Below are 24,849 nucleotides of genomic sequence, written 5' to 3' on the forward strand. Positions count from 1 at the left end.
AACTTATCTTTGCAGCATGAAATCATTGAAAGTCGTTTTTTTAGGGACTCCTGAGTTTGCAAAAACTTCTTTGGAGGCAATCCATCAATCTCACCATCAGGTGGTAGGTGTTGTAACTGTAGCTGATAAAGCAAGTGGACGTGGGCAGAAAATACACCAATCCCCTGTAAAAGTTTATGCTGAAGAAAATAATATTCCTGTCTTTCAGCCGGAAAAGTTGAGAAATCCTGAGTTTTTGGAAGAACTTAGAAACCTGGATGCCGATGTTTTTGTAGTAGTGGCTTTCAGAATGATGCCCAAAGTTCTTTTTGAAATGCCTAAAATGGGTACCTTCAATCTTCATGCATCTTTACTGCCGGATTACAGAGGAGCTGCTCCCATCAATTATGCAGTAATTAACGGTGAAAAAAAATCAGGAGCAACGACTTTCTTTATTAATGAAAAAATTGATGAAGGTAATATTCTTCTTCAACAGGAAATAGAAATTTTACCTGACGAAAATGCAGGAAGCCTTCACGACAGACTCATGGAAATGGGTTCAGGACTAGTCGTTAAAACACTAGATGGTCTGGCTGAAAATGCCATTGAAGAAAAACCTCAGCCACAGGTAGAACATCCTAAGAATGCTTATAAAATTTTCAAGGAAGATACAAGAATCAAGTGGGATCAATCTTCAAAAACTGTTCATCAGTTTATTCTGGGAATGTCGCCTTATCCTGCAGCTTTCACTACTTTAAAAATTGAAAACGAAGAAAAAGGATTAAAAATATTCGGCGGTAAATTTGAACTTTCTGATCATGAAAAACCGGCAGGAACTTTAGATATTTCCAAAAATGAATTTAAAATCTATACTCAGGACGGAATTTATTATCCTCTGGAACTTCAGTTGGAAGGTAAAAAAAGAATGACTGTAAAAGATTTCTTAAATGGTTTCAGAAATTTTGATGGAATCTCATTAACATAAAGGACTACATTCAGTTCATCAACATAAAAAAGGTTTAGAATTTTTCTAAACCTTTTTTATGATAAACAGTCAAAGTTGACTATCCGTTTTATTATAGTTGTACCATCTCAGTAACCTCTACATCATATCCTCCAACCTGAGGCTTGATATTAGGGTTTTGAGTGATTACTTTGAACTTGTTGATTCCTAAATTCTTTAAGATCTGCGTTCCAATTCCATAATCTCTGTAATTGTATGCTAAAGTAGGATGCTGCTCCTGCCCGTCCTGATAGTTCAGGAACTGCTGAAGTTTTCTCAATGTATTTTCAGAGTTAGAAACATTATTGATGAAAATGATTGCACCTTTTCCAGCTTCATTTACCATACCTGTTACTTTTTCCAATAATGGCTTCTCACCGTTGTTTAATCTTGTCAATACATCAAAATAAGAATCTGAAGACTGTACTCTCACCAAAACCGGCTCATCTACAGTCCATGTTCCTTTTGTCAGTGCAAAGTGGATCTGGTCATTGGAAGTTTCTCTGAAAGCATAAAAATCAAACTCACCGTAGTGCGTTTTTACTTTTTTCTCCTCAAGTCTTTCTACCAGGTTTCCTTTTTTAAGTTGGTAATGAATAAGATCTTCAATAGAAACGATCTTCATATCGTGCTTCTGAGCGAATGCATGAAGTTCAGGCAGACGGGACATTGTACCATCTTCATTCATAATCTCACAGATCACACCGCCTTCTTTCAAACCTGATAAGTTAGTAAGATCAATGGCAGCTTCAGTATGTCCGGCTCTTTTCAATACTCCTCCTTTTCTTGCACGAAGCGGGAAAATGTGGCCAGGTCTCATAAAGTCTGTAGGCTTGGATTTCTCATCCATCAGTGCTAAAATTGTTTTGGCTCTGTCTCCTGCAGAAATTCCGGTAGATGTTCCGTTTCCTAAAAGGTCAACCGATACAGTAAAAGCCGTTTCTTTAGGATCACTGCTTCTGCTTACCATCACTTCAAGCCCAAGTTCATCACATCTTTTTTCAGGAAGCGGCATACAAATAAGCCCTCTTCCGTGAAGAGCCATAAAATTGATAATTTCCGGTGTTGTCAACTCTGCTGCACAAAGAAAATCTCCTTCATTTTCTCTGTCTTCGTCATCTACTACTATGATTATTTTACCATTTTTAAGGTCTTCAATAGCCTCTGGAATAGTATTTAATTTAATATCGGACATTTTTACTTTTTATTTTTGCAAAGATACTCATAAAAATAAGCATCTGCCAACTAATTATGAATGGTTTATTACGCTTTGGATAGAGTTAGCTGCCTCTCTGAAAATCTCATAAGATCTCAATCTTTTCTGATGATCATAAATATGCGAATTGATGATCAGTTCATCAACCTGGAATTTTTCCTGGAAACTTTTAAGCTCTTCCTGAACTTCAGCCTGATCACCAATAAAAGTATATCTCAACTTCTGTAAAACCATGGATTTTTCCATTGGAGACCAGATTTCGTCCATATCATCAACAGGCGGAGCGAAAGGTTTTCTGTCATTTCTTACAATATTGATGAAGGCCTGAAATAAAGTGGTGGAGATTTTATGAGCTTCCTCTGAAGTTTCTGCTGCTACACCGTTTACACAGGCAATGATATAAGGTTTATCCAGATATTTTGAAGGTTCAAAATGTTCTCTGTATATTTTAAAAGCCATTTCCATCTGCTCCGGAGCAAAATGTCCTGCAAATGCATACGGCAAACCAAGTTCCGCCGCCAGCCAAGCACTGTCTGTACTTGATCCCAGAATATAAATTGGTATATCCAGCCCTTCTCCGGGAATAGCACGAACCATAGCATCTGAATTTTCCTTAGAAAAATATCTTTGAAGTTCCAGAATCTGTCTTGGAAACTGTTCATTAATAATTGCAGGATTTCTTCCTAAAGCCTGAGCCGTCAATCCGTCCGTTCCGGGTGCTCTCCCAACTCCAAGATCTATTCTTCCGGGAAAAAGAGACTCCAAAGTACCGAACTGTTCTGCAATAATCAGAGAACTATGGTTGGGAAGCATAATTCCTCCAGAACCTACTCTGATTTTTTTGGTCCCATTGGCAATAAACCCAATCAAAACAGAAGTTGCCGAACTGGCAATACTTTCCATATTGTGATGTTCTGCAAGCCAGAATCTTTTATAGTCTAAATTTTCAGCGTGATTGGCTAATGATAAGCTGTCCTGAAAAGTATCGTGAATGCTTTTACCTTGCTTTACTGGTGCAAGATCTAAAACAGAAATTTCAAAATTTTTCATATTGAGATGTTAATTTTTCTTTGGTCTCGAAAAAAACCATACAAATTTAAAACATAAAAACTGCATTAGTTACTTTTTGTAATTAATAAAACCGATCAGTTAATTCAGGGAAAAACTATTGGAATTCAAATTTTCTTTACCTGATTTTAGTTATACAATTTTGAGTAAATTGCAACATCATTCAAGAACATGAAAACAAAGGTAATGTATATCGAAAACAAATCCTTCGGTCATCACGGTCCGGCATGGATTGGTTTTGTAGAATTTTCAAAATCCGGGCAAACTGTTTATTTTGATAACAAGGCTCTCAAAAAACTTAAAAAGCCAGGAATCAATGCCAATCATTTTGATATAGAAACAGGAGAAGAATACTGGATATCCGGTATTAAGCAAAATGGTCAGAACAGACATCAATTTGGTGGTGGAAAAATTATGATTGATAGAAATTCAATTGATGAATATTTGAAACTGGTAGATTTTAACCATATTGATGAAAAGTATTTTGAAATTATTGAGTTCTCCGGAACAGATAAAAATAGATTTAGGGAAATAGAAAATACCGAAACTGAATTCAGAGACAGAAGCTATCGGGCTACTTTCTATGACAACAATAAAAGAAAATTAATCTTCGATATTAATATTTAAATGAAAAATATTTATTAACTCTTTATCTCAGAGTTACAGAGTTAATCAGGATTTATTAAACGAATAAAATGAAAAAGGGTTTGAGTATTTTCAAAACTTTTTTTTATTTTACTCAAGCGAATTCTCACATTCAATAATTATCATATAAAAGTTTTTTTAACATTAATAATTCAATAAAAAGAGAAATATTAATTATATTCGTATACCAAATCTTTAAAAACTTTAACATGAACAAAAAACCAAACAATCTGTTTTCCCGGCAGATTCTGACAGGAAGAACTGTCTTTATGAGCCTTGTTATTGCTGCAGTATTAACATCTTGTAGTAAAAACAATGAAGAAATAACCTCCGAAGCTCAAACTAATGCTTTTACTACTGAAAATGTCAAAAAAGGGCAATTGAATGGCCAGGAAATTAGTTATGAAAGAAAAAACGGAATGAATTTTTTCCAGGGAGACATTGTTCTCTCCGACAAACAGCTGGCAGAAGGCAGTGAACTCAATAAGGGCGGTGCAAGCTATTCAAGATGGCCAAGCAGTAAAATTTATTATACTGTTGCCAGTAATATGGGATCTATCAATGCTAATAAAATTACTTCTGCCGTGAATGAGTACAATACAAAAACAAATACTCAGTGGATTCCACGTACCAACCAAACAAATTATGTAGAATTTATTTTTGGAAGTTCATCAGGATCAGACGGCTGGGCTCATATTGGATATCAGGGAGGAAAACAAACTGTTTCTTTGGATCAATATATTTCTGTAGGATCGGTAATTCATGAGATGGGACATACGATAGGGCTTTATCATGAACACACCCGCAAAGACAGAGATCAATATGTAAAAATTCTTTGGAATAATATCCAAAGTGGGCAGTCATATAATTTCAATATTTATAGCTCGGGGACAGATATAGGACCATTCAATATCAATTCAGTGATGATGTACTGGCCGACTTCTTATTCTAAAAACGGGCTTCCAACTATTACAAGAGCAGATAATTCAAGCTTTACATATAATAGAACAGGTTTTACAACCGGGGATATCAATACCATTAATGCTATGTACCCTTAATTTTAAAGAATTTTTTGTGACCATCAAAAAAGAGAAGAATTCTTATGAATTCTTCCCTTTTTTATAATTATAATGATTAATCAAAATCCTGATTTCATTGAATTCAAAGTGACTTGGTAATGCACTCTTCCACTCAGTCAATGTTTCGTGTGGATTTTTGTAGAATTCATCTTCAAAAGCCCTGATCTTATCTGAGGTGATTACTCTGGAGATATCCAGCAATCCCTGTTCTGCAAATTTGGCAAGATGGCCAATAACCGTTTCTTTTACCAAACCTCTTTCCAAAGCAATTTCTCCGATAGTTTTTCCCTGTTCAAATAACTGAAAGGTTAAAACCTGAGACGGAACTTTAGCTATTTTCAGATTGATTTCTTTATCATTCTTTTCATCTAAAAGTTTAGTTTCCAGAAGATAAATTTCTCTTAAACTGTTCAGGTATTCTTCAATATCTTCCAGCCAGTTTTTGAATTCCTCGTTATATTGTTTTAAACCCTTCGCTCCTTTTATTTCAGCATAAAACTCTTTCAAAGGATCGAAAATTTTATTTCTGGTTTCTATAAAGAAGAAATTAACGGCTCCTTTCGATTTGCTTTCAATCTCAGACCAGTCTTCTTTTTGTTCAATAAAATTATTGACTTTCTGGAAAATGATTCGTTCCAGTTTTTCAAAGATTTTTCCAAGATTTACTGCTTCATGTTTCAACTGAAGATAAAGCTGTTTAGTCTTGGCATGATCTATATTCTTGGTCACAATAGACAGGTTATTCCATTCCTCTACTTCTTTTAAAAACCATGTGCAGTCAAGCGTACGAAGTACTTTCCTGATGCTGTAGTCATATTTTTCCTGATTCAGAATAGCCTCCACATGATCATTGGCAATAGTATCCGTATGGAAATGCAAAATCCTGTTATCCTTGAAAATAACTTCAGGGGTAATTTTTGATTTTAAAACAATTCCTTCCAATGTTCTGCAACGGGATAAAGCCACATATACCTGACCTGCCGTGAAACTTTTTCCGGCATCAATAATTACCTTATCAAACGTCAGTCCCTGGCTTTTATGAATAGTAACAGCCCAGGCCAGTTTTATCGGAAATTGTTCAAAACTTCCTAATACTTCTTCCTGGATATTTTTATCAGTGTCAAGGAAATATTTTTTCTGTTCCCAGGTTTCTCTTTTAACTACAATTTCATTTTCGCTTTCATCCAGAACAACACGAATTTCATTTTCATCCAATCCAATGATCTCGCCTAATTTCCCGTTGAAATATTTCTTTTCTCCGGAAATATCATTTCGGATAAACATGATCTGAGCGCCAATTTTCAATTCTAAAAACTGTTCGTTTGGAAACTGATTTTCTTTAAAATCACCTACAAGTTTAGCTTCATAAGTTTGAGGATCTACCTTTATCTCCGCCAGTTTTTCCAGGTTGATTTCATCAGCCATTCTATTGTGAGAGCACAGGTATACGTAAGATTCTTTCCCCATGTCAAAATTGGGATCGTATCTTTCATTGAGGTGGTTAAAATCTATATTATCCACATCACCGTCACGGATAGCATTCAGAATCGCCAGAAATCCCTGATCAGACTGTCTGTAAACTTTTGTCAGTTCAATGGTAACAATCGGAATTTCCTTAATGGCATGACTGTCAAAAAAGAAGGGTGAATTGTAATACATTTTAAGAATATGCTCATCCCTCACCACAGGCGGAAGCTGAAACAAATCTCCAATAAACAGCATCTGTACTCCCCCAAACCTTTGATTATTCCTTCTGATAAACCTCAAAGAAAAATCCATCATATCAAGAACATCAGCTCTCAACATGGAAACCTCATCAATGATAATGATCTCAACTTCTCTCAGAAGCTTCAGTTTATCTTTACGGTATTTGAAATGGGGCATCAGATCGGCAATATTATTAGCCAAACTGGTGTCTATTCTTTCTGTCGTAGGAAGAAAAGTTCTCAACGGCAGTCCAAACATGGAATGAATTGTAACGCCGCCCGCATTGATTGCAGCAATTCCTGTGGGTGCTACTACAATATGCTTTTTCTTTGTACGTCTTACAAAATCATTGAGAAATGTCGTTTTACCTGTTCCGGCTTTCCCAGTCAGAAAAACACTTCTATTCGTATATTCTATTAAGTCAAAAAAATGATTGTTCATCGTTGTCAAAAATACGGAAATGAATTTGAATTTCTTACCTTGGCATAAGTTTTGAAAATTCTTAAAAAGAAAAAAGTTTATTGTGAAAAAAATATTCTTCCATTTCCCGGTGATAGTATTATGTACTACATTAACTATGGTTTCCTGTAACACATCAAAAAATGCCAATACCAATCTTCCTGTTGATATCGCAGACAGACCTGTTGACGAAGACAGTCAGAAGTATGAGCAGGCACAACTCGATAGATTAAAAGCTTCTATTGAATCTGAAGTGTCCGGAGAAAAATGTACGGATCCCAGTGAATGGGCATTTGCGCCTATGGGAGCAAAATCCTGTGGCGGACCTCAGCAATACATTGCTTATCCCAAGAAAATAGAAACTGCTTTCTTACTGAGAGTAAATGATTACACGGATAAAGTAAAAACTTTTAATGAAAAATATAATATCATGTCTGACTGTGTAGTAATCACACCTCCTACATCTTTGAAATGTATTCATGGAAAAATCAGACTGATCACTCCGGACAATAACTAACAATAAAACAAAGGTTCTATATCAAATCGAAAAAAGCTCTGTCTCAGGACGGAGCTTTTATATTTATAGGGTCAATGTTGAATGTTGACCATTCAAAGGTAAATTAGAATTGATGATCTTTCACGTTTTCTTTATACCACGATGAGTATTTTACATAGTTATCAGCGATTCTGTTAACTTCTCCTTCTAATAGCTGAGCATTAATATCTTTGATTTTTTTTGCAGGAACTCCACCCCAAACTTCTCCGGATTTTATATGAGTGCCCTGAGTTACTACAGAACCTGCCCCTACAATAGAATTTTCTTCCACCAAGCAGTCATCCATTACAATAGCTCCCATCCCAATCAGGACATTATCTTTAATGGTACACCCATGAACAATTGCATTATGTCCGATAGAAACGTTATTTCCGATATTCAGCGGATGTTTCTGATAGGTACAATGCAGCATTGCATTATCCTGAACATTTACCTTGTCACCCATTTTTATATAGTGAACATCGCCTCTGATCACAGCATTATACCAAACGCTGCAGTCTCTTCCCATTGTAACATCACCAATAATAGTAGCGGTTTCTGCTAAAAAAGTATTTTCTCCGATCTGTGGTGCTTTTCCTAAAAGTTCTTTTATAAGTGCCATAATATTAATTTGAAAATTTGAAAATATGCCAATTGAAAATAATGATCTTCTGCTTATAGTCTCTGGTATCTAACTTCTAAATTACAGTGATAGCAAAAATCTAACTCTCAATTTTCAGCGTCTAACTTCTAATGCGTATTTTTGTATCTCAAATTTAACGAAAAAATGCGTACCGTACTTATAGAACCTACCGAAAACCCGAAAGTAATGAAATTTGTAGCAGATTACAATCTCATTCCAGGGTCTTTAGAGTTGGACAGAAATTCAGATATTTCAGAAATTCCTATGGCACAGGAACTTTTCAATTATCCGTTTGTAGAAAGAATTTTCATAACGGCTAATTTTGTAGCTGTGGCTAAACAGGATACCATAGAATGGGAACATGTAGCTGAAAGTCTGAAAAATGTGATTGAGGATGAATTATTGGCCAACCCAAGAATTTACCTTCAAAAGAAAAAAGAAATGTATCAGATCTATGCTGAAATGACTCCAAATCCTAATGTAATGAAATTTGTTTCAAGCAAATTACTGATGGATGGTTTTGTGGAAGTAAAATCTATTGAAGCCGCTGAAGAAGTTCCTTTGGCACAGGCAATCTTTAAAGAATTTGAATTTACAAAAGAAGTTTTCATTTCTGACAATTTTGTAGCTGTTACCAGAGACAATTCTGTAGAATGGCATCAGGTGATGATGACTGTTCGTGCACTTATTGCCGAGTATCTTCAAAATGGAGGTGAGATTTCTAAAGTAGAGCCTCAGAAACACGAAAACCCTGTTGAAAAGATCATCAACAGAGATTATACGGAAGATGAGCAGAAAATTTCTGACATTTTAAATGAATATGTGGCTCCTGCAGTAGAAAATGATGGTGGAAAGATTTCATTGATGGAATATGACCAGGAGAGCAAAACTGCAAAAATGCTTCTACAGGGAGCTTGTTCAGGCTGCCCAAGTTCTACGGCTACTTTGAAAAACGGAATTGAAAATATTTTAAAACAATTCGTTCCGGATCTGGTAGAAAAAGTAGAAGCTGTAAACGGATAATTCAGTTTGAAAATGCCTCCCGAAAAGAAAATTGTGGTTATCATTGGAAGTGCGTCGGAGAATTCCAGCAACCAGAAACTTATGGAACAGGTCCTGGAAAAGATAGGAAATACAGATTTTCAGATGTATGATAATCTTTCTGTTCTTCCTCATTTTGATACTGCAATAACGGATGACAATATTCCTGATGAAGTTCAGAAGATCAGAAAGGATATTAAAAACTCAGCAGGTGTTATATTTTCCACTCCGGAATATATTTTCAGTATTCCCGGCAGATTAAAAAATTTGTTGGAATGGTGTGTTTCCACAACAATCTTTTCTGAAAAGCCAGTGTCAGTAATTACCGCATCAGCCAGTGGAGAAAAAGGCCACGAAGAGTTATTAATGATTTTAAAGACTCTTGGAGCGGTAACAGATGATAAACATCAGGCATTAATAAAGGGGATAAAAGGCAAATTTGACAGCAATGGCTTACTGGAAAGTAATACCTTTGCTAAAGTATCAAAATTAGTAGCAGATTTTACAACGTCTGTTTCATAATTAAAAATTAGAATATTGAATAATAAAGGAATTTTACTGGTCAATCTTGGATCACCGAGATCAACCTCTGTAAGCGACGTAAAGGAATATCTTGACGAATTTTTGATGGATGAAAGAGTGATTGATTACCGTTGGATCTTTCGTGCTCTGCTTGTACAGGGAATTATCCTGAAAACAAGACCTGCCAAATCTGCTGAAGCCTATAAAACGGTGTGGACAGATAAAGGTTCTCCACTGATTGTCATTACTGAACAAATTCAGAAAAAACTTCAGAAAGTGGTAGACGTTCCTGTGGAAATAGGAATGAGATATGCACAACCAAGTATTGAAACGGGTATTCAGAAACTGGTAGACCAGGGAATCACTGAAATCGTTCTTTTCCCTTTATATCCTCAATATGCCATGAGTACTACGGAAACGGTAATTGAAAAGGCTGAAGAAGTAAGAAAAAAGAAGTTTCCAAAGGTAAAGATCAATTATATTCAACCTTTTTACAACAGAGATATTTATATCAACTGTCTGGCAGAAAGCATTAGAGAGAAACTTCCAGAAAATTTTGATGCCCTTCAGTTTTCTTATCATGGAGTTCCGGAAAGACATATTTATAAGACAGATCCTACAAAAACCTGTAATCTTAATGACTGCTGTTCCAGAGATGACAATCCAAGCCATCAGTTCTGCTATCGTCACCAATGTTATAAAACGACACAGCGTGTTATTGAAAAACTGGATTTACCAAAAGAAAAAACTATTGTTTCTTTCCAGTCACGATTAGGAAAAGACAAGTGGATCGAGCCTTATACTGATGAAACACTGGAAACCATTGGTAAAAAGGGAATAAAAAATCTGGCCATAGTTTGTCCTGCATTTGTCTCTGACTGTCTTGAGACTTTGGAGGAAATTTCTGTAGAAGGAAAAGAACAGTTTATGCACGGAGGTGGAGAGAATTTCCATTATATTCCCTGTCTGAATGATGAAGACCGATGGATTGATGTCGTAAAAACACTTTGCGAAGAAAAGCTGAATGATTTCTATCTGGTATAATCACTTTACTCAAAATATAAAAAAGGCTGCAAGAATTAACTTGCAGCCTTTTCGTTGAATATATTAAAATTTGATTTGGTCTATTTTTTAATCAGGTTTCCTGCTTTCTGTCCGTTTACCGTTACAATATATACTCCAGGAAGCATATTGGAAGGAAGCTGAACATTCAGTTTATTTGCACCTTCTGTAATTTCAACTTTTTCAGAAATTTCTTTCTTACCTGTAAGACTTACCACTTCTACAATTCCTTTTCCGGCTTTACCTTCAAAGTTCACAGTGAATCTGTCAGTTGCAGGATTCGGGCTGATTGTATAAGCTGAAACATTTGAAGCTGCTGCAACAAGTCCCGCAGAAGAAGTTCCTCCTCCTACACCTACTGCATTCCATGCATTGGTAACCTGTGTCACTTCATTACTGCCAGCTCCATATAGGTCTGCTGCCGCCTGAAGAGAATAGGTTCTTGTATTTGCATAGTTGGATGATGAAGTCAGGTAAGTAGTTAATGTTCTGTAAGCAATAGCTCCTGCTTTATCCAGTCCAATTCCGGAAACATTATAAGCGAAACCGTTATCATTCGTACCAGAACCTCCTGTTACCAATAAATAATACCAGAAATTAAGGACTCCTGAATTGGTATGAACTCCACAATAGTCATTAGTATTTTGGCCCGGCACTGCACATCCTGTGGTAGTTGCATCTTTCCAGTATGTACCTTTATAAGTATCCGGTTGGCGGTAGGCATTAGGGTTTGCCATATCTCTGATGACATAATTGAAATCTTCTCCCAAAGTCCAGCTTGCTTTGGTTGGTCTTGCCCAACGTTCTATTGAATTTCCGAAAATATCAGAAAACCCTTCGTTCAATGCTCCCGGCTCTCTCTGATACACAAGGTTAGCCGTTTTGGAAGTAAGCCCATGGGTAATTTCGTGTCCGCAGACATCTATAGCTGTTAAAGGTTTACCACCATTTGTTGTAGAACTTCCGTCACCATAAAGCATTCTCGAGCCATCCCAATAAGCATTGAAGATATTGTTTCCATAATGAACATATGATTTTATGGTAAAATTATTATTATCAATACTTTTTCTTCCGTATTTTGTATAATAATAATCTAAGGTTTTTTCAGCACCCCAATGAGCATCTGTAGCATATTGATCTTTATTGGTATTTACATTATTCCAGGCATTATCTGTATCTGTAAAATCAACAGCAGATGCAAAATTGGTCGTTTTCTTAAGATTATAGGTCTCTACAGATGTTCCTGCATTTCTTCCCGTTTCTCTCAGTCTGTAACTTCCGTTATAAGAATCAGTTACTATGTTTTGACTTCCACTGTAAACGGTTGTAGCCGTTCCCGGAGTATTTACTTCATGAATAATTGCATCTACTCCTAGTACTTTCCCGTTTTTAGCATCTACAAAAACATATTGTCTGCTTAATGGTTTGTCTGAGTAAATATCGAATTTATAAGCCAGCGTTAAATCATTCATTTTTTCATCCGTAGGATCTGAATAATACACTAATTCACCTTTAGGAGCAAAACTTGCATTGGCATCATTGGAGTCTCTTTTGATAAAATCTTCCTCTTCTTTATTCTGCCATTTATAGGATTCTGCCCCTACGAATGATAAAGCACTCTGAAGAGCGATAGTCTCAGAAATATTGGCTTTCTTTTCAGCTCCTTTTGGAATATTAAGAACCCATTTTCCTGACTGTCCCACAATTTTTCCTCCTTTTGTCTGTACAGCCATCATTCCGTATTCTACCGGAATACCATTTACAGTCTGTTGAAATCTGTGAGTTTCAAAACCTAAAGCATCTCTTTCCAGTCCTAACTTGAGCCCTTGCCCCTGAGAAAGTCTCTCTGTAGCTTCGTCAAATAAAACAGGACTTCCCTGAAAAGCAGGTGCATTTTTTTCGAATCGCATAAAGTCTGCGTGTAATCCACTTTTACCCGGATTTAGTTTTGATGGTGTGTTTTGTCCAAAAACAAAAGAGCAGGCAGCAACACTTGCCACTAAAATAAATTTCGTATTCATAATAATATTTGGTTGATTGTGTTGACGAATTTATAAACTTTTCTCAATAAAACATCATAAATTATAAATAAAATTCAATAGATATTATAGATCAATAAATAAAACACAATAATGATTTTAAAAAAAAGAAAAATATTTAAATATAATTTTTTTGCAATATAATTTTTGAATTAAAATATTTAATTAAAATCAAAATTTTGTGAATTATTTTTTTTCACCAAATAGTGCATTATAATCAAAAAAAAATAATTCTAATCTGATATTTTAAGGTCTGATATTTTTAAAATGGCAAAAAATAAGGACTATCTTAAAAGACAGTCCAAAATTATAGGGTATATTTTTATGTAAAATTATATCAGGTCATGATTTATCGTTTATTGGCAATTGGTGTCCTGAATTCACCATATCCCATCAAACCATCATAATTTCTTCCGAAAGGTGCATAATAAAGAAATGCCTGGTAAAGGTTTTCCGTCTGCCAGAAATTACCGTTTACTTCACCGAAATTCAATGTTCCATTTCCTTCTTTGGTCACCAAAACGTAATTATAGAAACCTTGTTTAAGGAATATTTTAGCCACATACTGTTTGGTAGCTGCATCATACTGCATCTGATTTTCTTTGCTTGGTTTATAATTATTAAATCCACCCAAAACATAAATCTCTTTATCTACCGGATCCGATTCAAGGTAAAAATGCACCCATGAATAGTCAGCTTCTCTTTCTGCATCTCTTTCTCTACCCAAATCATTTCTTCTGTAATACCATGCTCCGTTGACATCCGGCTGATATTGATAATTTAAAGGAAACGCCCATACCGGATGAAGATAGGTCTGGTTGACATCTTCTTTTATTTCGGTTGTACGCACCATATCTGCTGCCATATTCATATTTTTATTATCGAAATAATAAAACTCATTGTCTCCCGGAAACGTAAGATTCATCTGCTGGAAAAGCACCTGGTTTCCTAAAACACTGCTTGGCTTCAGATTAGCAATCACCATATTCGGGTTGTTATTCTGCATCACATTCATTGTGATTGAATTGACATTGGAAGAAATATCTCCTCCTTTCGGAGAAACATTCACCTCTACCCTCTGGTTAAGGTTAGGATTTTTTGCATCTGCAAATCTTGAAATATTTAAACCCACAGATGTTGCATCTTCAACCAGATAAAATCTTTTTTTGAAAAGAGGCTGATCTGCAGAATCTTTGTAAACAATCAGTTCATAATTCCCTGAAATCTTCAGCTGGATTTTATCATTGGGAAAAACAAGTTTATAGTGAGTATAAGCCTGTAAGGTATTGAATGAATACTGAAACTGATCCAAAAGCGCATTCATACTTCCCGCAGCAAATTCTGTAAAAAAAAGATTATCATCATTCCAGTTTCTGTCATAATGCTTGAATGTATATCTGTAGATCTGGCTGCCGTTTGTAAGATCGTCAAAGCCCAGAACCAGCTGTTCGCCAATTCTAATTACCGGAGTTTCATCATTGGTCTGAGGGTTGAACAACTGAACACTTTGGATATTTTGTCCAAAAACCAGTCCGCTCAAAGTAAGTAAGAGTATTCGCAAAGTTTTCATTATGACGAAGATAACGAAAAATAGCCATTTTCTTAATAATATTGTATTTTTGAATAAAAAATATTCAGATATGCTTCAGATTCAAGGTTTCGTATTCAACTTTGCAAGCGAAAATACTTACATCATTTATAACGAGAATAAAAACGCTTGGTTAATTGATCCGGGAAATATGAAAGGGCAGGAAACTCAGGCTATTGACAGTTTCATTTCAGAAAACGGACTGAAGATTCAGAGAATTCTTCTTACCCACGCACATATTGATCATGTATTGGGGCTTCAATGGGCTTTTGATACGTTCAAAGTACCTGTAACGATGCACCAGGAAGATCAGGAGGTTCTGGATATGCTTCAGGCAAGCGGAATGAGATTCGGAATGCAGGTAGATCCTGTAAAAGTAGATGTGGAATATATAAAAGAAGGGGATGAACTGGATCTGGATGGTGAAAAGTTTAAAATTTACCATGTTCCAGGGCATTCTCCGGGCAGTGTAGTGTATCACCATGAAAATCAGAAATTCATGATTTCAGGAGATGTCCTTTTTGAAGGCAGTATCGGAAGAACAGATTTATATAAAGGTAATTATGAACAGCTGATTGATGGTATTAAATCGAAACTTTTCATTTTAGATAATGATACTCAGGTTTTCTCAGGACATGGAAACCCTACCTCGATTGGTTTTGAGAAACAGTATAATCCGTTCTTGAAATAAGTAAAAATAAAAACTCCCGCAGATTAAACAGAGAGTAACACTTAGCATTAAATTGGTGAAATTTGCTTTTGGGAGAACATAAAAATACAAAACCGTCAGTATGTTCGACGGTTTTGTTGTTATAAAGAAATAGAATTTAGAAATCCAGCGTGATTGAAGCTCTGGCGGCAGCTCCCATAATAGGTCTGGCCATAATGATTCCATCTCCGTTTGGAGAACCCGCTCTTGGATCACCTTCTGTGATTCCGATTGTATTAAAGATATTCGTTCCATCCACAGCAAAGCGTATTCTCCCCAATTGATAAGACATTCCGGCTCCAAATTCGGTGAAAGAAGGTAAAGTCTGTACATTCTTCTCATCCTGGAAACGCTTTCCATAGTAATTCATACTTACATAGGTTCTCCATGCTTTTGTAATATTGACTGCCGGAGAAATATTGAAGAAAAATTTAGGCATTCTTCTGACCACATTTCCTTCGAGAACACTTCCAGCCTCAAGGTTTTTATATTTAGGACTTTGGATTGTCCCGTTGAATGTTACTTCTAAAATATTATTGAATAAACGGGCGAAACCTTCTAATTCAACTCCATAGTTTTGTGTATTGGCGAAGGTATTTTCGGATTTACCATCAGAGAAAACATCTGTAAATGACAGGTTCTTCAAAGTAGAATAGAACGGAATTACTGCTATATCAAACGTACGCGAGTAATATTTATATCCTACTTCCAGCTGATTGGTTGTTACTGATTTTAAAGGTTTATCAGGGTTCGGATTGGAGAAATAATTGTAATATGCTTCTTCATTCGGTGATCTGAAACCATTGGAAAAACGGGCATACACTGCATTCTCTCTATTGATCTTATAATTTGTAGCTAATGTGAAAGATACCTTATCTACATTATAATTCCAGTAGGTATATTTATTTCCAAGTACACTCATATTATCATCGGCTGTAGTCGTGTTGAAACCATGAGTTCCATCAGTTGTTAACCCTGAATTATTTAAATTGGAAGAGGTTGTATTGGCAAAATTCCCTTTGTAATAATCATGGCTGTAGCGAAGACCTCCATTCACACTTAAAGCATCAGTAATATTATAATCAAGGTTTACATAAAGATCGTTTAAACTTCCCTGAGTTTGAGTATCTCTCTGTAAAAACGTCATATTGGTAACTCCATTATAAGTTTTAGAATATCCGGTATCTGATGGACTAAGGGAAGTATCTACGAGATTCAATAATTCTGGTCTGTCTGTGGCTGTAGTGAGGATATTACTCCAGTTCCAGTATTGGTGCGATTTCCAGTTGGATTTATAAAAACCTGCCGTAACATTTCCCTGGTCAAATTTATAATTGAACTGCAGATCATTAACGAAGTTATTCATTTGTTTGTCAATTGCCCAGAATCCCAGTTTCTGTACATATTCAGGATTAACCACAGCTCCGTTGCTCACCAATGAATATTGATAATTGCTGCCGGCAATTCCGTTGCTCTTAGCAAATTCCCCCATCGTCTGTGGACCTCCTGCAGGGAAAATCCCTGTATAATTCATGTTGATATTGGTGTATCTGGTCTTGTTTAAAACACTGAAATTATTTCCAAGATCATATTTAAACTCTGCTCCCAGTGCATCTACTTTCGGATGAATCCCGTCTTCAAGATTTCTGTTGAAAAATCCACCTCCTGCCTGTGGTATATTCAGCTGGCTGATTGCTCTGTAACTGTATGTTCCGTAATTAGGATCAAAATTCTGGAATCCTTTCAGCTTATTGCCATTTTGAACCAAAGGAATAGGAAGGAAAAATGTATTTCTGTCATCCAGTTTTTTATAATATACTTTTACATAGCCTTTATCAAATACATATTTCAGATTCATTCTGATTTGTCCGCCATTATTGGCTTTGAAACCTGTTTTTCTGATTCCGTCATCAGTTCTGTAAAAACCTCCTACATTAAAAAATAGTTTATCCTGAACCAAAGCTCCACCCACATTCACATCAGTACGCATTAATCCATATGTACTTGTTTCCAGTTTTGCTGTACCTCTGAAATCATTGGTTCCTTCTCTGGTAATAAAGTTGATTAAACCACCGGGAGAATTGGTTGCAAAAATAGATCCGGAACCTCCTCTCAAAGCTTCCATACGGTTTACCGAATTATCTACACGAAAAAAGTTGTCTGCATTGGCAAACTGAAGGGCACCGTCTTCAAAAACCGGAAGACCATCTTCCTGTACCTGCACAAACTCATAAGCTCCAGCAGAAGGAATCCCTCTTGCAAAAAGGTTGTTTCCTACTTCACCTCCTGAAGTTTCTACCGCAAACCCGGGAACTCTTTGTAATAAAGCAGCTGCACTGATTGGATTCTGCTTTTGAATTTCTTTGGAACTAAATGTGGAAATCGCTGTACTGGATTCTATTTTTTTCTTTGGATTTGAATTTCCTGTGATGACAATCTGATCGATAGAGGAAATTTTTGCAGAATCCTGCGGAGTTTCCTGGGCATAAGCATTATTAAAATATAACGTAGCTGTTGCGGCGATTAAAAAGATTGATTTTTTTTTCATAGCCTTATTTTTATTGTTAGTTTCAGTTTTGTTGTAATTGTAAATACACTCCATTGGTCCAACCGAACCCATCCTGATTAGGGTATTCCCCGCCGCCTGCTATTGTTTCTGTGTCTAATGCATTGTATTTTTCCATTAGTTTTCCGGTATTCTTGTAGACTCTTTCTACATTGGAACACCAATTGTTTTTTATCTTCTCAGCCAGTTCATCAAAGCCATAATTTTTCATTGCTTTAAAGCCCAGCCACTGATAAGGGGCCCATGCATTGGGAAGATCCCACTGCTGGCCTGAGTTTTTAGTGGTGGTAACCAACCCGCCTTTATAAAGAAATTTTTCGGCAACAGCTTTAGCAACAGCCTCCGCTTGTTCCTGATCTGCAATTCCAAGGAATAAAGGGTAAAGAGCAGCAATATGTTCAGACGGTGTTTTTGTGTTTTTTTTTGTGTGATAATCTTTATAATTGTTAGTATTTCTATCCCAGAAATATTTATTGATCATCTGTCTTCGGCTTGCTGCTCTTTCTGAAAAATAATTTTCTTTTTCACTCAGATTCTGAAGCGCTGAAGATTTTGCCAAAGTCGTTTCCAGATGCCACAAAAGGCAATTCAGGTCTATTTGGGCAAGATTCAGTGTTTCTATCGTCTGTATATTTTCTCCATCTGCAAACCATCTGCTGGAAAAATCCCAGCCTGATTCACAGGCACTTCTTATATTTCTGTAAAATTCATCTCCTGAAGTTTTTTCATGATCTTCAATGTCGATCAGATAACTTTCAGGGCGTGGTGCATTTTCTGCATCGTAGTAACGGTTCAGAATATCTCCGTCTATTGTTTTAACCACTCTTTTTACACTGGAATTATTTCCCAGCCATTCTTCGCCATTCATCCAGAAAGCATATTCTTTTTCCAGAGTGTCGTGATATTGTGTATAAATTCCTTCGTCATTCGTCGTTTCAAAAAGCAGGTCCAGCATTAATGAAAAATAAGGAGGCTGCGATCTGCTCAGGAAATGAGTTCTGCTGGCATTTGGAACAAATCCTACATTCTGAATCAGGTAAGAACAGTTTTCAATAATATTTTCCATCATTTCTATTCTGCCGGAAGCTTTTAATCCCAGCATAATAAAATAGCTGTCCCAATAGAAAAATTCATTAAAACGACCTCCCGGAACGATATAAGGTTTTGGTAATTTTAAAAGGGTTCCTTTTTCTTCAGAAGCTGTACGGGTCAATTCATCCCATAATTTTTCAATATGCTCTTTGATAGGAAGGTGCTCTTTTCTCTGAACAGAAACTCTGGCCCCTAAAAAATCAAAATGGGTCATCACAAAATCTTTAAGATCAAAACCAGGGATATCTTTTGCTTTTTCATACTTCTCATTGATTTTTGCAATGGGAAATAATGGAACTGCATCCGTCATCATTTTCTGATCTTCAAAAATTTCAGACCTCTGTACATCATCAAAAAGAGTTTGAATTTCGTTTATGTAAAGCTGATTACTCATTGTTATTTTTTAGGATTAATTTTTAATTTATTCATGAAAACTGCCGAAGTGATCAGTAATGAAAGCGGAATCAGGGAAAGATAAAATGCCTGCTGACCGCTGAATTCCTGAAATACAAAACCGGTAATAATAGAACCTATCGTTCCTCCAATTGCTGAGAAAACAACAATTAAACCTGACATTGCACTGTGCAAATATTTCGGGATAGATGCCAGAATTACAGAATTAATGCTTGGATAAATCGGTGCCAGCAAACCTCCCATCAAAGGAAATAAATAAACGACCAAAGGTGCATTCATCCAACTGGTATTTGTATCTATATGAATATTATGGGTAAGGGGTAAAACCAACAATAAACTGATAGCAAAGCCTATCACACAAAAAGAAACTACATAGATCCAGTTGAACTTCTTAGAAAAGAATCCCGACAAAAATCTTCCCAACGCAAAAGCTCCCGCCAAAACGGCTCCCGCCTGAATACTCATTGAGGTAGGCACTTTTAAAATTTCTTTATAAAAAGTAGGTGTCCATGTTTGAAAACTCTGCTCTACCAGTACAAAAAGGAAAGCACATAATAAAAAGAACAATACTTTTTTATAACTGAACAGGCTGACGCTATTTCTTAAATCTCCCAATAAGTCTGTTTTCTCACTTTTGGCTTCCTGCTCATTCAGTTTTGAAAAGAACAGGAATAAAAAAGATAAAGTGGAAAGCCCGCCCAGAATCCAATAGACATCCAGCCATCTTGTAGATTCCGGGTTATGATCATCAATATATAAACTGAATAATACATTTCCTGCCAGAACTCCAATCATGAAAAATCCTTCCAGAAATCCCATAAAACTGGAATGTTCTTTATCTGTTTCCGTTACCAATCCAATAGAGGTAAAAACCGAGATTTTAATTAAAGCAAAGGAAACTCCTACTGTTGCAAATAATAGTTTGAAAACCCAAAAGGTATTGGTAAACGGCATTATAAAACACATACAGCTTACCAGAAATAAAGCAATCAACATGGATTTTTTGATTCCTATTTTGGGAAGAAATGAAGCAAGAATGAATGAACATATTGCAATGGGAAGATCTTTGAACCCTTCCAAAACACTGGCCGAAGATTTTGAAATCCCAAAATTCTGCTGTACCTGTAGAATGACTGTTCCTACAGAATTCAGAAGAATGGCAAAGACAAAATAATTTAAAAATAAAACGGCCTTGATGTTAATATTTTTCATTCAGGTTATTTCTTGTCGGCTAAGATAGAAGCATTTGTGTTAACGATAATTTAACACAGTAAATCAATATTTGAACTATATTAATATAATTAGTATTTTTAGTAATTAAATATGATTAATTAAATGAAAGTTACTTTTGAAAGGGTAATCCCTAATGAAAAGAGCTCGTTCCGCACGATTCATAACAACTCTCCTATTTCAGAATTCAAATGGGAGTATCATTATCATCCCGAAATTGAACTGGTATGTGTCATTTCCGGGAACGGAACCCGCCATGTGGGTTATCATAAAAGTAATTACACCAATGGAGATCTGGTATTAATCGGGTCCAATATTCCGCACTCCGGATTTGGACTGAATTCTATTGATCCTCATGAAGAAATTGTACTTCAATTCAAAGAAGAAATTCTGCAGTTTCCCCAACAGGAAGTAGAAGCCAGATCTATCAAAAATCTGTTGGAACTTTCAAAATACGGGATTCATTTTCATCATAAAGTAAAAAAAGTAATGCTTCCAAAATTGAAGCTTATGCTGGAATCGGAAGGTTACAAAAGGTATTTGCTATTGCTTGAGATTCTTTTCGAGCTTTCAAAATGTGAAGATTATGATCTTTTGAACAAAGAAATCATGCCCTACACCATTATTTCCAAAAATAAAACCCGTCTTGAAAATATCTTCACGTATGTAGAACATCATTATGACAGGGAAATTGAAATTGAAGAAGTCGCCAGACTCGCCAACCTGACATTGCCAGCTTTCTGTAATTTCTTTAAGAAAGCAACCCAGATCACTTTTACAGAATTTGTCAATAGATACAGAATCAATAAAGCTTGCCTGCTGATGGCACAGGATAAGTCGATTTCAGAATGCAGCTATCATTGCGGCTTCAATAATGTGACCTATTTCAATAGGATGTTTAAAAAATATACCGGGAAAACGCCTTCAGAATTTATTAAGAATTATTCTCACAACAACATCAATGTAGATTTGAAAGTTGAAAAAGAGACTAAAGCTAAGGTAAGTTTTTGATAATGACATGTTGAAATTCCTCTGTCAACAAACTTTTCTGAGACTTCTACGGAGTGACAAAGTGGATGAAGAAATATGCTATGAATTAAACATCTGCCAAATCCACGAAGGAAAGACCAGATCTATAAATAAACAAGAAACAAAAAAAGCCACTCAAAAAGAGCAGCTTTATATTAGTATGAATAAGAACCAGTAACTGAATAACCAGCAACTGATCATTACTTATTTCCATTTAATATTGCATCCCATACTTGGTCTTTGAATTTCTTCCTGCGCTTCTCCAGCCAAAAGATTTTCAAAAGCAATAATCAGATCCTCACCTGTAACATCTTTATTATTTCCCGGTCTTGAATCATCCATCTGACCTCTGTACACAAGATCCAGTTTATCATCAAAGAAATAAAAATCCGGGGTACAAGCCGCATCGTAAGCTTTTGCTACCGCCTGGCTTTCATCAAATAAATAAGGGAAATCAAAATTTCTTTCAATCTGAAATTCGATCATTTTCTCAGGAGAATCTGCCGGATATTTCTCAATATTATTAGCATTGATAGCGATGAATTCTATTCCTCGCTCGTTATAATCTTCGTATAATTCATTGATCTTATCAATCACATGAAGAACAAATGGACAGTGGTTGCACATAAAGATCACCAAAGTACCATTTTCTCCTTTCAGTTCTTCCAAAGACTGAAGTTCGTTCGTTTTTGACGGGTTAGGAAGTTCAAAAAACGGAGCCTTTGTTCCTAATGCCAGCATATTTGATGGAGTATTCATATCCTTTTTCTTTACCGGCAAAGATAGATATTTCTTTTATTAATTATGAAGAAGACATTTCTATTTTAACTTTAGTAAAGAAGATTGAAGCTGGAGGAGGGAAGATTTTAAGGTCTCAAAAATAGTTATAGTCAAATTCTATTAATATTTTTTTTTACCACAAATCAACTTCCAGCTCCCATTCTTCCAGCTTCCAGCCATTGAATGAAATCTTCAATACGTCCTCTTTTGAAGTTAAATGTATAATATCCTTTGGAAGTTATATTAAAAAGTTTGTAGTTTTGCTAACGCTGTTAGTAAATAAATATCATGGGTCTACATGAACGCCGTCAACGAGAAAAAGAATCCATCCGTGCAAATATTTTGCAGGCTGCTTTTACTTTGGCTAAAACTGAAGGCTGGGGTTCACTGTCTATGCGTAAGATAGCTGATGCTATTGAGTATAGTGCTCCTGTAGTCTATGATTATTTTGAAAATAAAGAAGCTATTCTATTTGAGATTTCTTTAGATGGCTTTCATAAGTTACACATAGAATTATTAAAAGCTCAGCAGAAGCATGATACTCCGGAAGAGCAAATGGTTGCTATTGTGGATGCATACTGGAACTTTGCTTTTAAAAACAAGGAATATTACCAGCTTATGTTTGGTCTTGGAATGCAATGCTGTGGAAAAGGGCAGATGAAAAAAGAATTCTCATCATTCCAGGAACTGATCTATGAATGTACCTATGAGATTATTAAGAAAAACGGATCCAATCCTGACAATGCATGTCATATGTCTCATGCTCTGTTTTCTGCCGTTCACGGAATGATCTCTATTATGATGATGCGTACTGCTGATATCCCTTCCACAATGAACAAGACGACATTGGACGAAACTGTTTCGGCTTTTATTAAGTCTTTGTAAATTTTTTTTGAATTTAAAATTAACATCGTTAGGAAACTTAACGCCTAATTAATTTAGATGATTCTGTAATTCCTGATTAAAAATGAAACCATTTATGAAGCAATTCATAGTATTCAGCTGCTAAAATTAGTCATTTTTTTGCTTATTAATTAACACTGTTAGTAAAATTAACACACCTTACACCATCATTATACACTTAAATACATTAAAAACAATTTTCAATTATGGAAACAATCGACTTCATCGGACATTAAAAATTCTGTAATTTTTTTTGAACTAATCATTAACACTGTTAGGAAAAAAAACAGCATTTATTAAAAAGAACTTTACTTAAATCTAACACTTCATTAAAAAAATTAAACCACAATGAAAATACCTGGAAAAACAAGGTTTATTGTACTTATTGCAAGTATAATTCTTTTACAGAGCTGTACCAAGGCTGCAGAAGGATCCAATGCCGCGCCGCCAGCTCCAGAACTTCCGGTTTATACCGTTCTCACATCACCCGCTACTACATATCAGGAATTCCCTACTGCCTTAGAAGGGAAAAATAATGTTGAAATCAGATCTCAGGTAGATGGCTATCTTGATAGAATCTATGTAGAGGAAGGATCTTACGTAAGAGCCGGACAGCCATTATTTAAAATAGACTCCAGAAGCTATGGTGAGCAAATGAATATGGCACAAGCTAATCTACAGGTTGCCAATGCTAACATCCAAAAGGCAAGAGTAGAAGTAGACAGACTTCAGCCATTGGTTGCCGCTAAAGTAGTTTCTGATGTACAGCTAAAAACAGCAAAAGCCAATTATGAAGCCGCTGTTGCTGCTGCCTCACAGGCTAAAGCTTCTGTAGGGAGCGCAAGAATCAATGTAGGATTTACAACCATTACAGCTCCTGTAAGTGGTTATATCGGAAGAATCCCTTTCAAAAAAGGAAGTCTGATCTCCAGAACAGATGCAAGTCCATTGACATTATTATCTGACATCAGTGAAATTTATGCTTATTTCTCTTTGAGTGAACTGGACTTTATTGCTTTTCAGAATAAATATCCTGGCGCTACTTTGGAAGAAAAACTGAAAAATATGCCAATGGTAGAATTGGTGATCGCTGATAACAGTACATATCCTGAAAAAGGAAAACTGAGTATCGTAGACGGGCAGTTTGATAAAACTACCGGAGCCATCAGTGTACGTGCCGTTTTCCCTAATGCCAACGGAGCTTTAAGAACCGGAAACACGGGAAGAGTACGCATGCCGCAACTGATCTCGAATGCTGTAGTGATTCCACAGGAATCTACTTTCGAAATTCAGGATAAAACATATGTGTATGTAATGGGTAAAGACAAGAAAGTAACCGGAAGACCTATCAAAATATCTGGAAAAACAGATAGCTATTATTTTATTTCTGAAGGGCTTGCACCTGGAGAAAAAATCGTATTCACAGGAATTGGAAGCTTGAAAGACGGGGCATCTATCAGACCGAAAAATATTTCTTCTGACAGCTTACTAAAAGCAAAACCATTATAGTCCATTCCGAATACAGAAGACTTTAAAAAAT

General features: G+C 35.8%; 21 protein-coding genes. 11 read left to right on the forward strand and 10 right to left on the reverse strand.

The annotated features are described in order from the left end of the window. Positions 1 to 16 precede the first annotated feature (16 nt). A complete protein-coding gene (gene fmt, locus CHRYMOREF3P_RS09970; protein ID WP_077419067.1) occupies positions 17 to 964 on the forward strand; it encodes a methionyl-tRNA formyltransferase in 948 nt (315 codons plus the stop codon). Between the two features lie 91 nt (positions 965 to 1,055). Here fmt and ribB read toward each other — a convergent pair whose 3' ends face one another. Then, positions 1,056 to 2,177: a 3,4-dihydroxy-2-butanone-4-phosphate synthase gene (gene ribB, locus CHRYMOREF3P_RS09975; RefSeq protein WP_077419066.1), complete on the reverse strand. Its 1,122-nt coding sequence runs from the start codon at positions 2,175 to 2,177 to the stop codon at positions 1,056 to 1,058. Positions 2,178 to 2,231: 54 nt separating this feature from the next. Beyond that, complete coding sequence (locus tag CHRYMOREF3P_RS09980; RefSeq protein WP_077419065.1) at positions 2,232 to 3,248, reverse strand: LLM class flavin-dependent oxidoreductase; 1,017 nt, start codon at positions 3,246 to 3,248, stop codon at positions 2,232 to 2,234. A gap of 189 nt (positions 3,249 to 3,437) precedes the next feature. Here CHRYMOREF3P_RS09980 and CHRYMOREF3P_RS09985 point away from each other — a divergent pair, with 189 nt between their 5' ends. Continuing rightward, entirely contained in the window at positions 3,438 to 3,893 is a 456-nt protein-coding gene (locus tag CHRYMOREF3P_RS09985; protein ID WP_175627292.1) for a hypothetical protein, read from the forward strand. 227 nt (positions 3,894 to 4,120) lie between these two features. Beyond that, the gene (locus tag CHRYMOREF3P_RS09990) at positions 4,121 to 4,969 is read left to right on the forward strand and encodes a M12 family metallopeptidase (RefSeq protein ID WP_077419064.1); all 849 of its coding nucleotides are present in this window, start codon (positions 4,121 to 4,123) and stop codon (positions 4,967 to 4,969) included. A gap of 42 nt (positions 4,970 to 5,011) precedes the next feature. Here the strand turns inward: CHRYMOREF3P_RS09990 and CHRYMOREF3P_RS09995 are convergent, their stop codons facing one another. Continuing rightward, complete coding sequence (locus CHRYMOREF3P_RS09995) at positions 5,012 to 7,138, reverse strand: helix-turn-helix domain-containing protein (protein WP_180564521.1); 2,127 nt, start codon at positions 7,136 to 7,138, stop codon at positions 5,012 to 5,014. An 82-nt stretch (positions 7,139 to 7,220) separates the two neighbouring features. Between CHRYMOREF3P_RS09995 and CHRYMOREF3P_RS10000 the strand changes: the two genes are divergently transcribed. Next, positions 7,221 to 7,673 carry a hypothetical protein gene (locus CHRYMOREF3P_RS10000; RefSeq protein WP_180564522.1) on the forward strand — a complete coding sequence of 151 codons (453 nt, stop codon included), beginning with the start codon at positions 7,221 to 7,223 and terminating at the stop codon, positions 7,671 to 7,673. Positions 7,674 to 7,776: 103 nt separating this feature from the next. Here CHRYMOREF3P_RS10000 and CHRYMOREF3P_RS10005 read toward each other — a convergent pair whose 3' ends face one another. Continuing rightward, the gene (locus CHRYMOREF3P_RS10005) at positions 7,777 to 8,313 is read right to left on the reverse strand and encodes a gamma carbonic anhydrase family protein (protein WP_047378983.1); all 537 of its coding nucleotides are present in this window, start codon (positions 8,311 to 8,313) and stop codon (positions 7,777 to 7,779) included. A gap of 165 nt (positions 8,314 to 8,478) precedes the next feature. Here CHRYMOREF3P_RS10005 and CHRYMOREF3P_RS10010 point away from each other — a divergent pair, with 165 nt between their 5' ends. Genes CHRYMOREF3P_RS10010 through hemH form a run of 3 tightly spaced genes read left to right on the forward strand, consistent with a single transcriptional unit; the run spans position 8,479 to position 10,941 of the window. Next, positions 8,479 to 9,357, forward strand: a complete 879-nt coding sequence (locus CHRYMOREF3P_RS10010) for a NifU family protein (RefSeq protein ID WP_077419061.1) — start codon at positions 8,479 to 8,481, stop codon at positions 9,355 to 9,357. Between the two features lie 12 nt (positions 9,358 to 9,369). Next, positions 9,370 to 9,897, forward strand: a complete 528-nt coding sequence (locus CHRYMOREF3P_RS10015; RefSeq protein ID WP_180564523.1) for an NADPH-dependent FMN reductase — start codon at positions 9,370 to 9,372, stop codon at positions 9,895 to 9,897. Positions 9,898 to 9,912: 15 nt separating this feature from the next. Further along, positions 9,913 to 10,941 (forward strand): ferrochelatase, encoded by a 1,029-nt coding sequence (hemH, locus tag CHRYMOREF3P_RS10020; protein ID WP_077419059.1) that lies wholly within the window; start codon positions 9,913 to 9,915, stop codon positions 10,939 to 10,941. An 80-nt stretch (positions 10,942 to 11,021) separates the two neighbouring features. On the opposite strand, the gene CHRYMOREF3P_RS10025 is transcribed toward hemH, so the two are convergent. Next, complete coding sequence (locus tag CHRYMOREF3P_RS10025) at positions 11,022 to 12,980, reverse strand: M4 family metallopeptidase (protein WP_180564524.1); 1,959 nt, start codon at positions 12,978 to 12,980, stop codon at positions 11,022 to 11,024. A 367-nt stretch (positions 12,981 to 13,347) separates the two neighbouring features. Next, the gene (locus CHRYMOREF3P_RS10030) at positions 13,348 to 14,568 is read right to left on the reverse strand and encodes a DUF5103 domain-containing protein (RefSeq protein ID WP_180564525.1); all 1,221 of its coding nucleotides are present in this window, start codon (positions 14,566 to 14,568) and stop codon (positions 13,348 to 13,350) included. 70 nt (positions 14,569 to 14,638) lie between these two features. Here CHRYMOREF3P_RS10030 and CHRYMOREF3P_RS10035 point away from each other — a divergent pair, with 70 nt between their 5' ends. Further along, positions 14,639 to 15,277, forward strand: coding sequence for an MBL fold metallo-hydrolase (locus CHRYMOREF3P_RS10035; protein WP_180564526.1), 639 nt, complete (start codon positions 14,639 to 14,641; stop codon positions 15,275 to 15,277). A gap of 136 nt (positions 15,278 to 15,413) precedes the next feature. Here the strand turns inward: CHRYMOREF3P_RS10035 and CHRYMOREF3P_RS10040 are convergent, their stop codons facing one another. Genes CHRYMOREF3P_RS10040 through CHRYMOREF3P_RS10050 form a run of 3 tightly spaced genes read right to left on the reverse strand, consistent with a single transcriptional unit; the run spans position 15,414 to position 20,579 of the window. Next, positions 15,414 to 17,843, reverse strand: coding sequence for a TonB-dependent receptor (locus CHRYMOREF3P_RS10040; RefSeq protein WP_077419362.1), 2,430 nt, complete (start codon positions 17,841 to 17,843; stop codon positions 15,414 to 15,416). 22 nt (positions 17,844 to 17,865) lie between these two features. Next, positions 17,866 to 19,347, reverse strand: a complete 1,482-nt coding sequence (locus tag CHRYMOREF3P_RS10045) for a trehalase family glycosidase (protein WP_180564527.1) — start codon at positions 19,345 to 19,347, stop codon at positions 17,866 to 17,868. Positions 19,348 to 19,349: 2 nt separating this feature from the next. Further along, positions 19,350 to 20,579 carry an MFS transporter gene (locus CHRYMOREF3P_RS10050; RefSeq protein ID WP_180564528.1) on the reverse strand — a complete coding sequence of 410 codons (1,230 nt, stop codon included), beginning with the start codon at positions 20,577 to 20,579 and terminating at the stop codon, positions 19,350 to 19,352. 123 nt (positions 20,580 to 20,702) lie between these two features. On the opposite strand from CHRYMOREF3P_RS10050, the gene CHRYMOREF3P_RS10055 reads away from it, so the two are divergent. Further along, complete coding sequence (locus CHRYMOREF3P_RS10055; protein WP_077419054.1) at positions 20,703 to 21,608, forward strand: AraC family transcriptional regulator; 906 nt, start codon at positions 20,703 to 20,705, stop codon at positions 21,606 to 21,608. Positions 21,609 to 21,830: 222 nt separating this feature from the next. On the opposite strand, the gene CHRYMOREF3P_RS10060 is transcribed toward CHRYMOREF3P_RS10055, so the two are convergent. Then, the gene (locus CHRYMOREF3P_RS10060) at positions 21,831 to 22,385 is read right to left on the reverse strand and encodes a thioredoxin family protein (RefSeq protein WP_077419052.1); all 555 of its coding nucleotides are present in this window, start codon (positions 22,383 to 22,385) and stop codon (positions 21,831 to 21,833) included. A gap of 309 nt (positions 22,386 to 22,694) precedes the next feature. Between CHRYMOREF3P_RS10060 and CHRYMOREF3P_RS10065 the strand changes: the two genes are divergently transcribed. Together CHRYMOREF3P_RS10065 and CHRYMOREF3P_RS10070 are read left to right on the forward strand one after the other, a co-directional pair. Continuing rightward, positions 22,695 to 23,291, forward strand: coding sequence for a TetR/AcrR family transcriptional regulator (locus CHRYMOREF3P_RS10065; protein WP_047386447.1), 597 nt, complete (start codon positions 22,695 to 22,697; stop codon positions 23,289 to 23,291). 366 nt (positions 23,292 to 23,657) lie between these two features. Beyond that, a complete protein-coding gene (locus CHRYMOREF3P_RS10070; RefSeq protein ID WP_077419051.1) occupies positions 23,658 to 24,818 on the forward strand; it encodes an efflux RND transporter periplasmic adaptor subunit in 1,161 nt (386 codons plus the stop codon). The last annotated feature ends 31 nt before the right edge of the window (positions 24,819 to 24,849 follow it).

This window comes from Chryseobacterium sp. JV274, assembly GCF_903969135.1.
Taxonomy (GTDB): domain Bacteria; phylum Bacteroidota; class Bacteroidia; order Flavobacteriales; family Weeksellaceae; genus Chryseobacterium.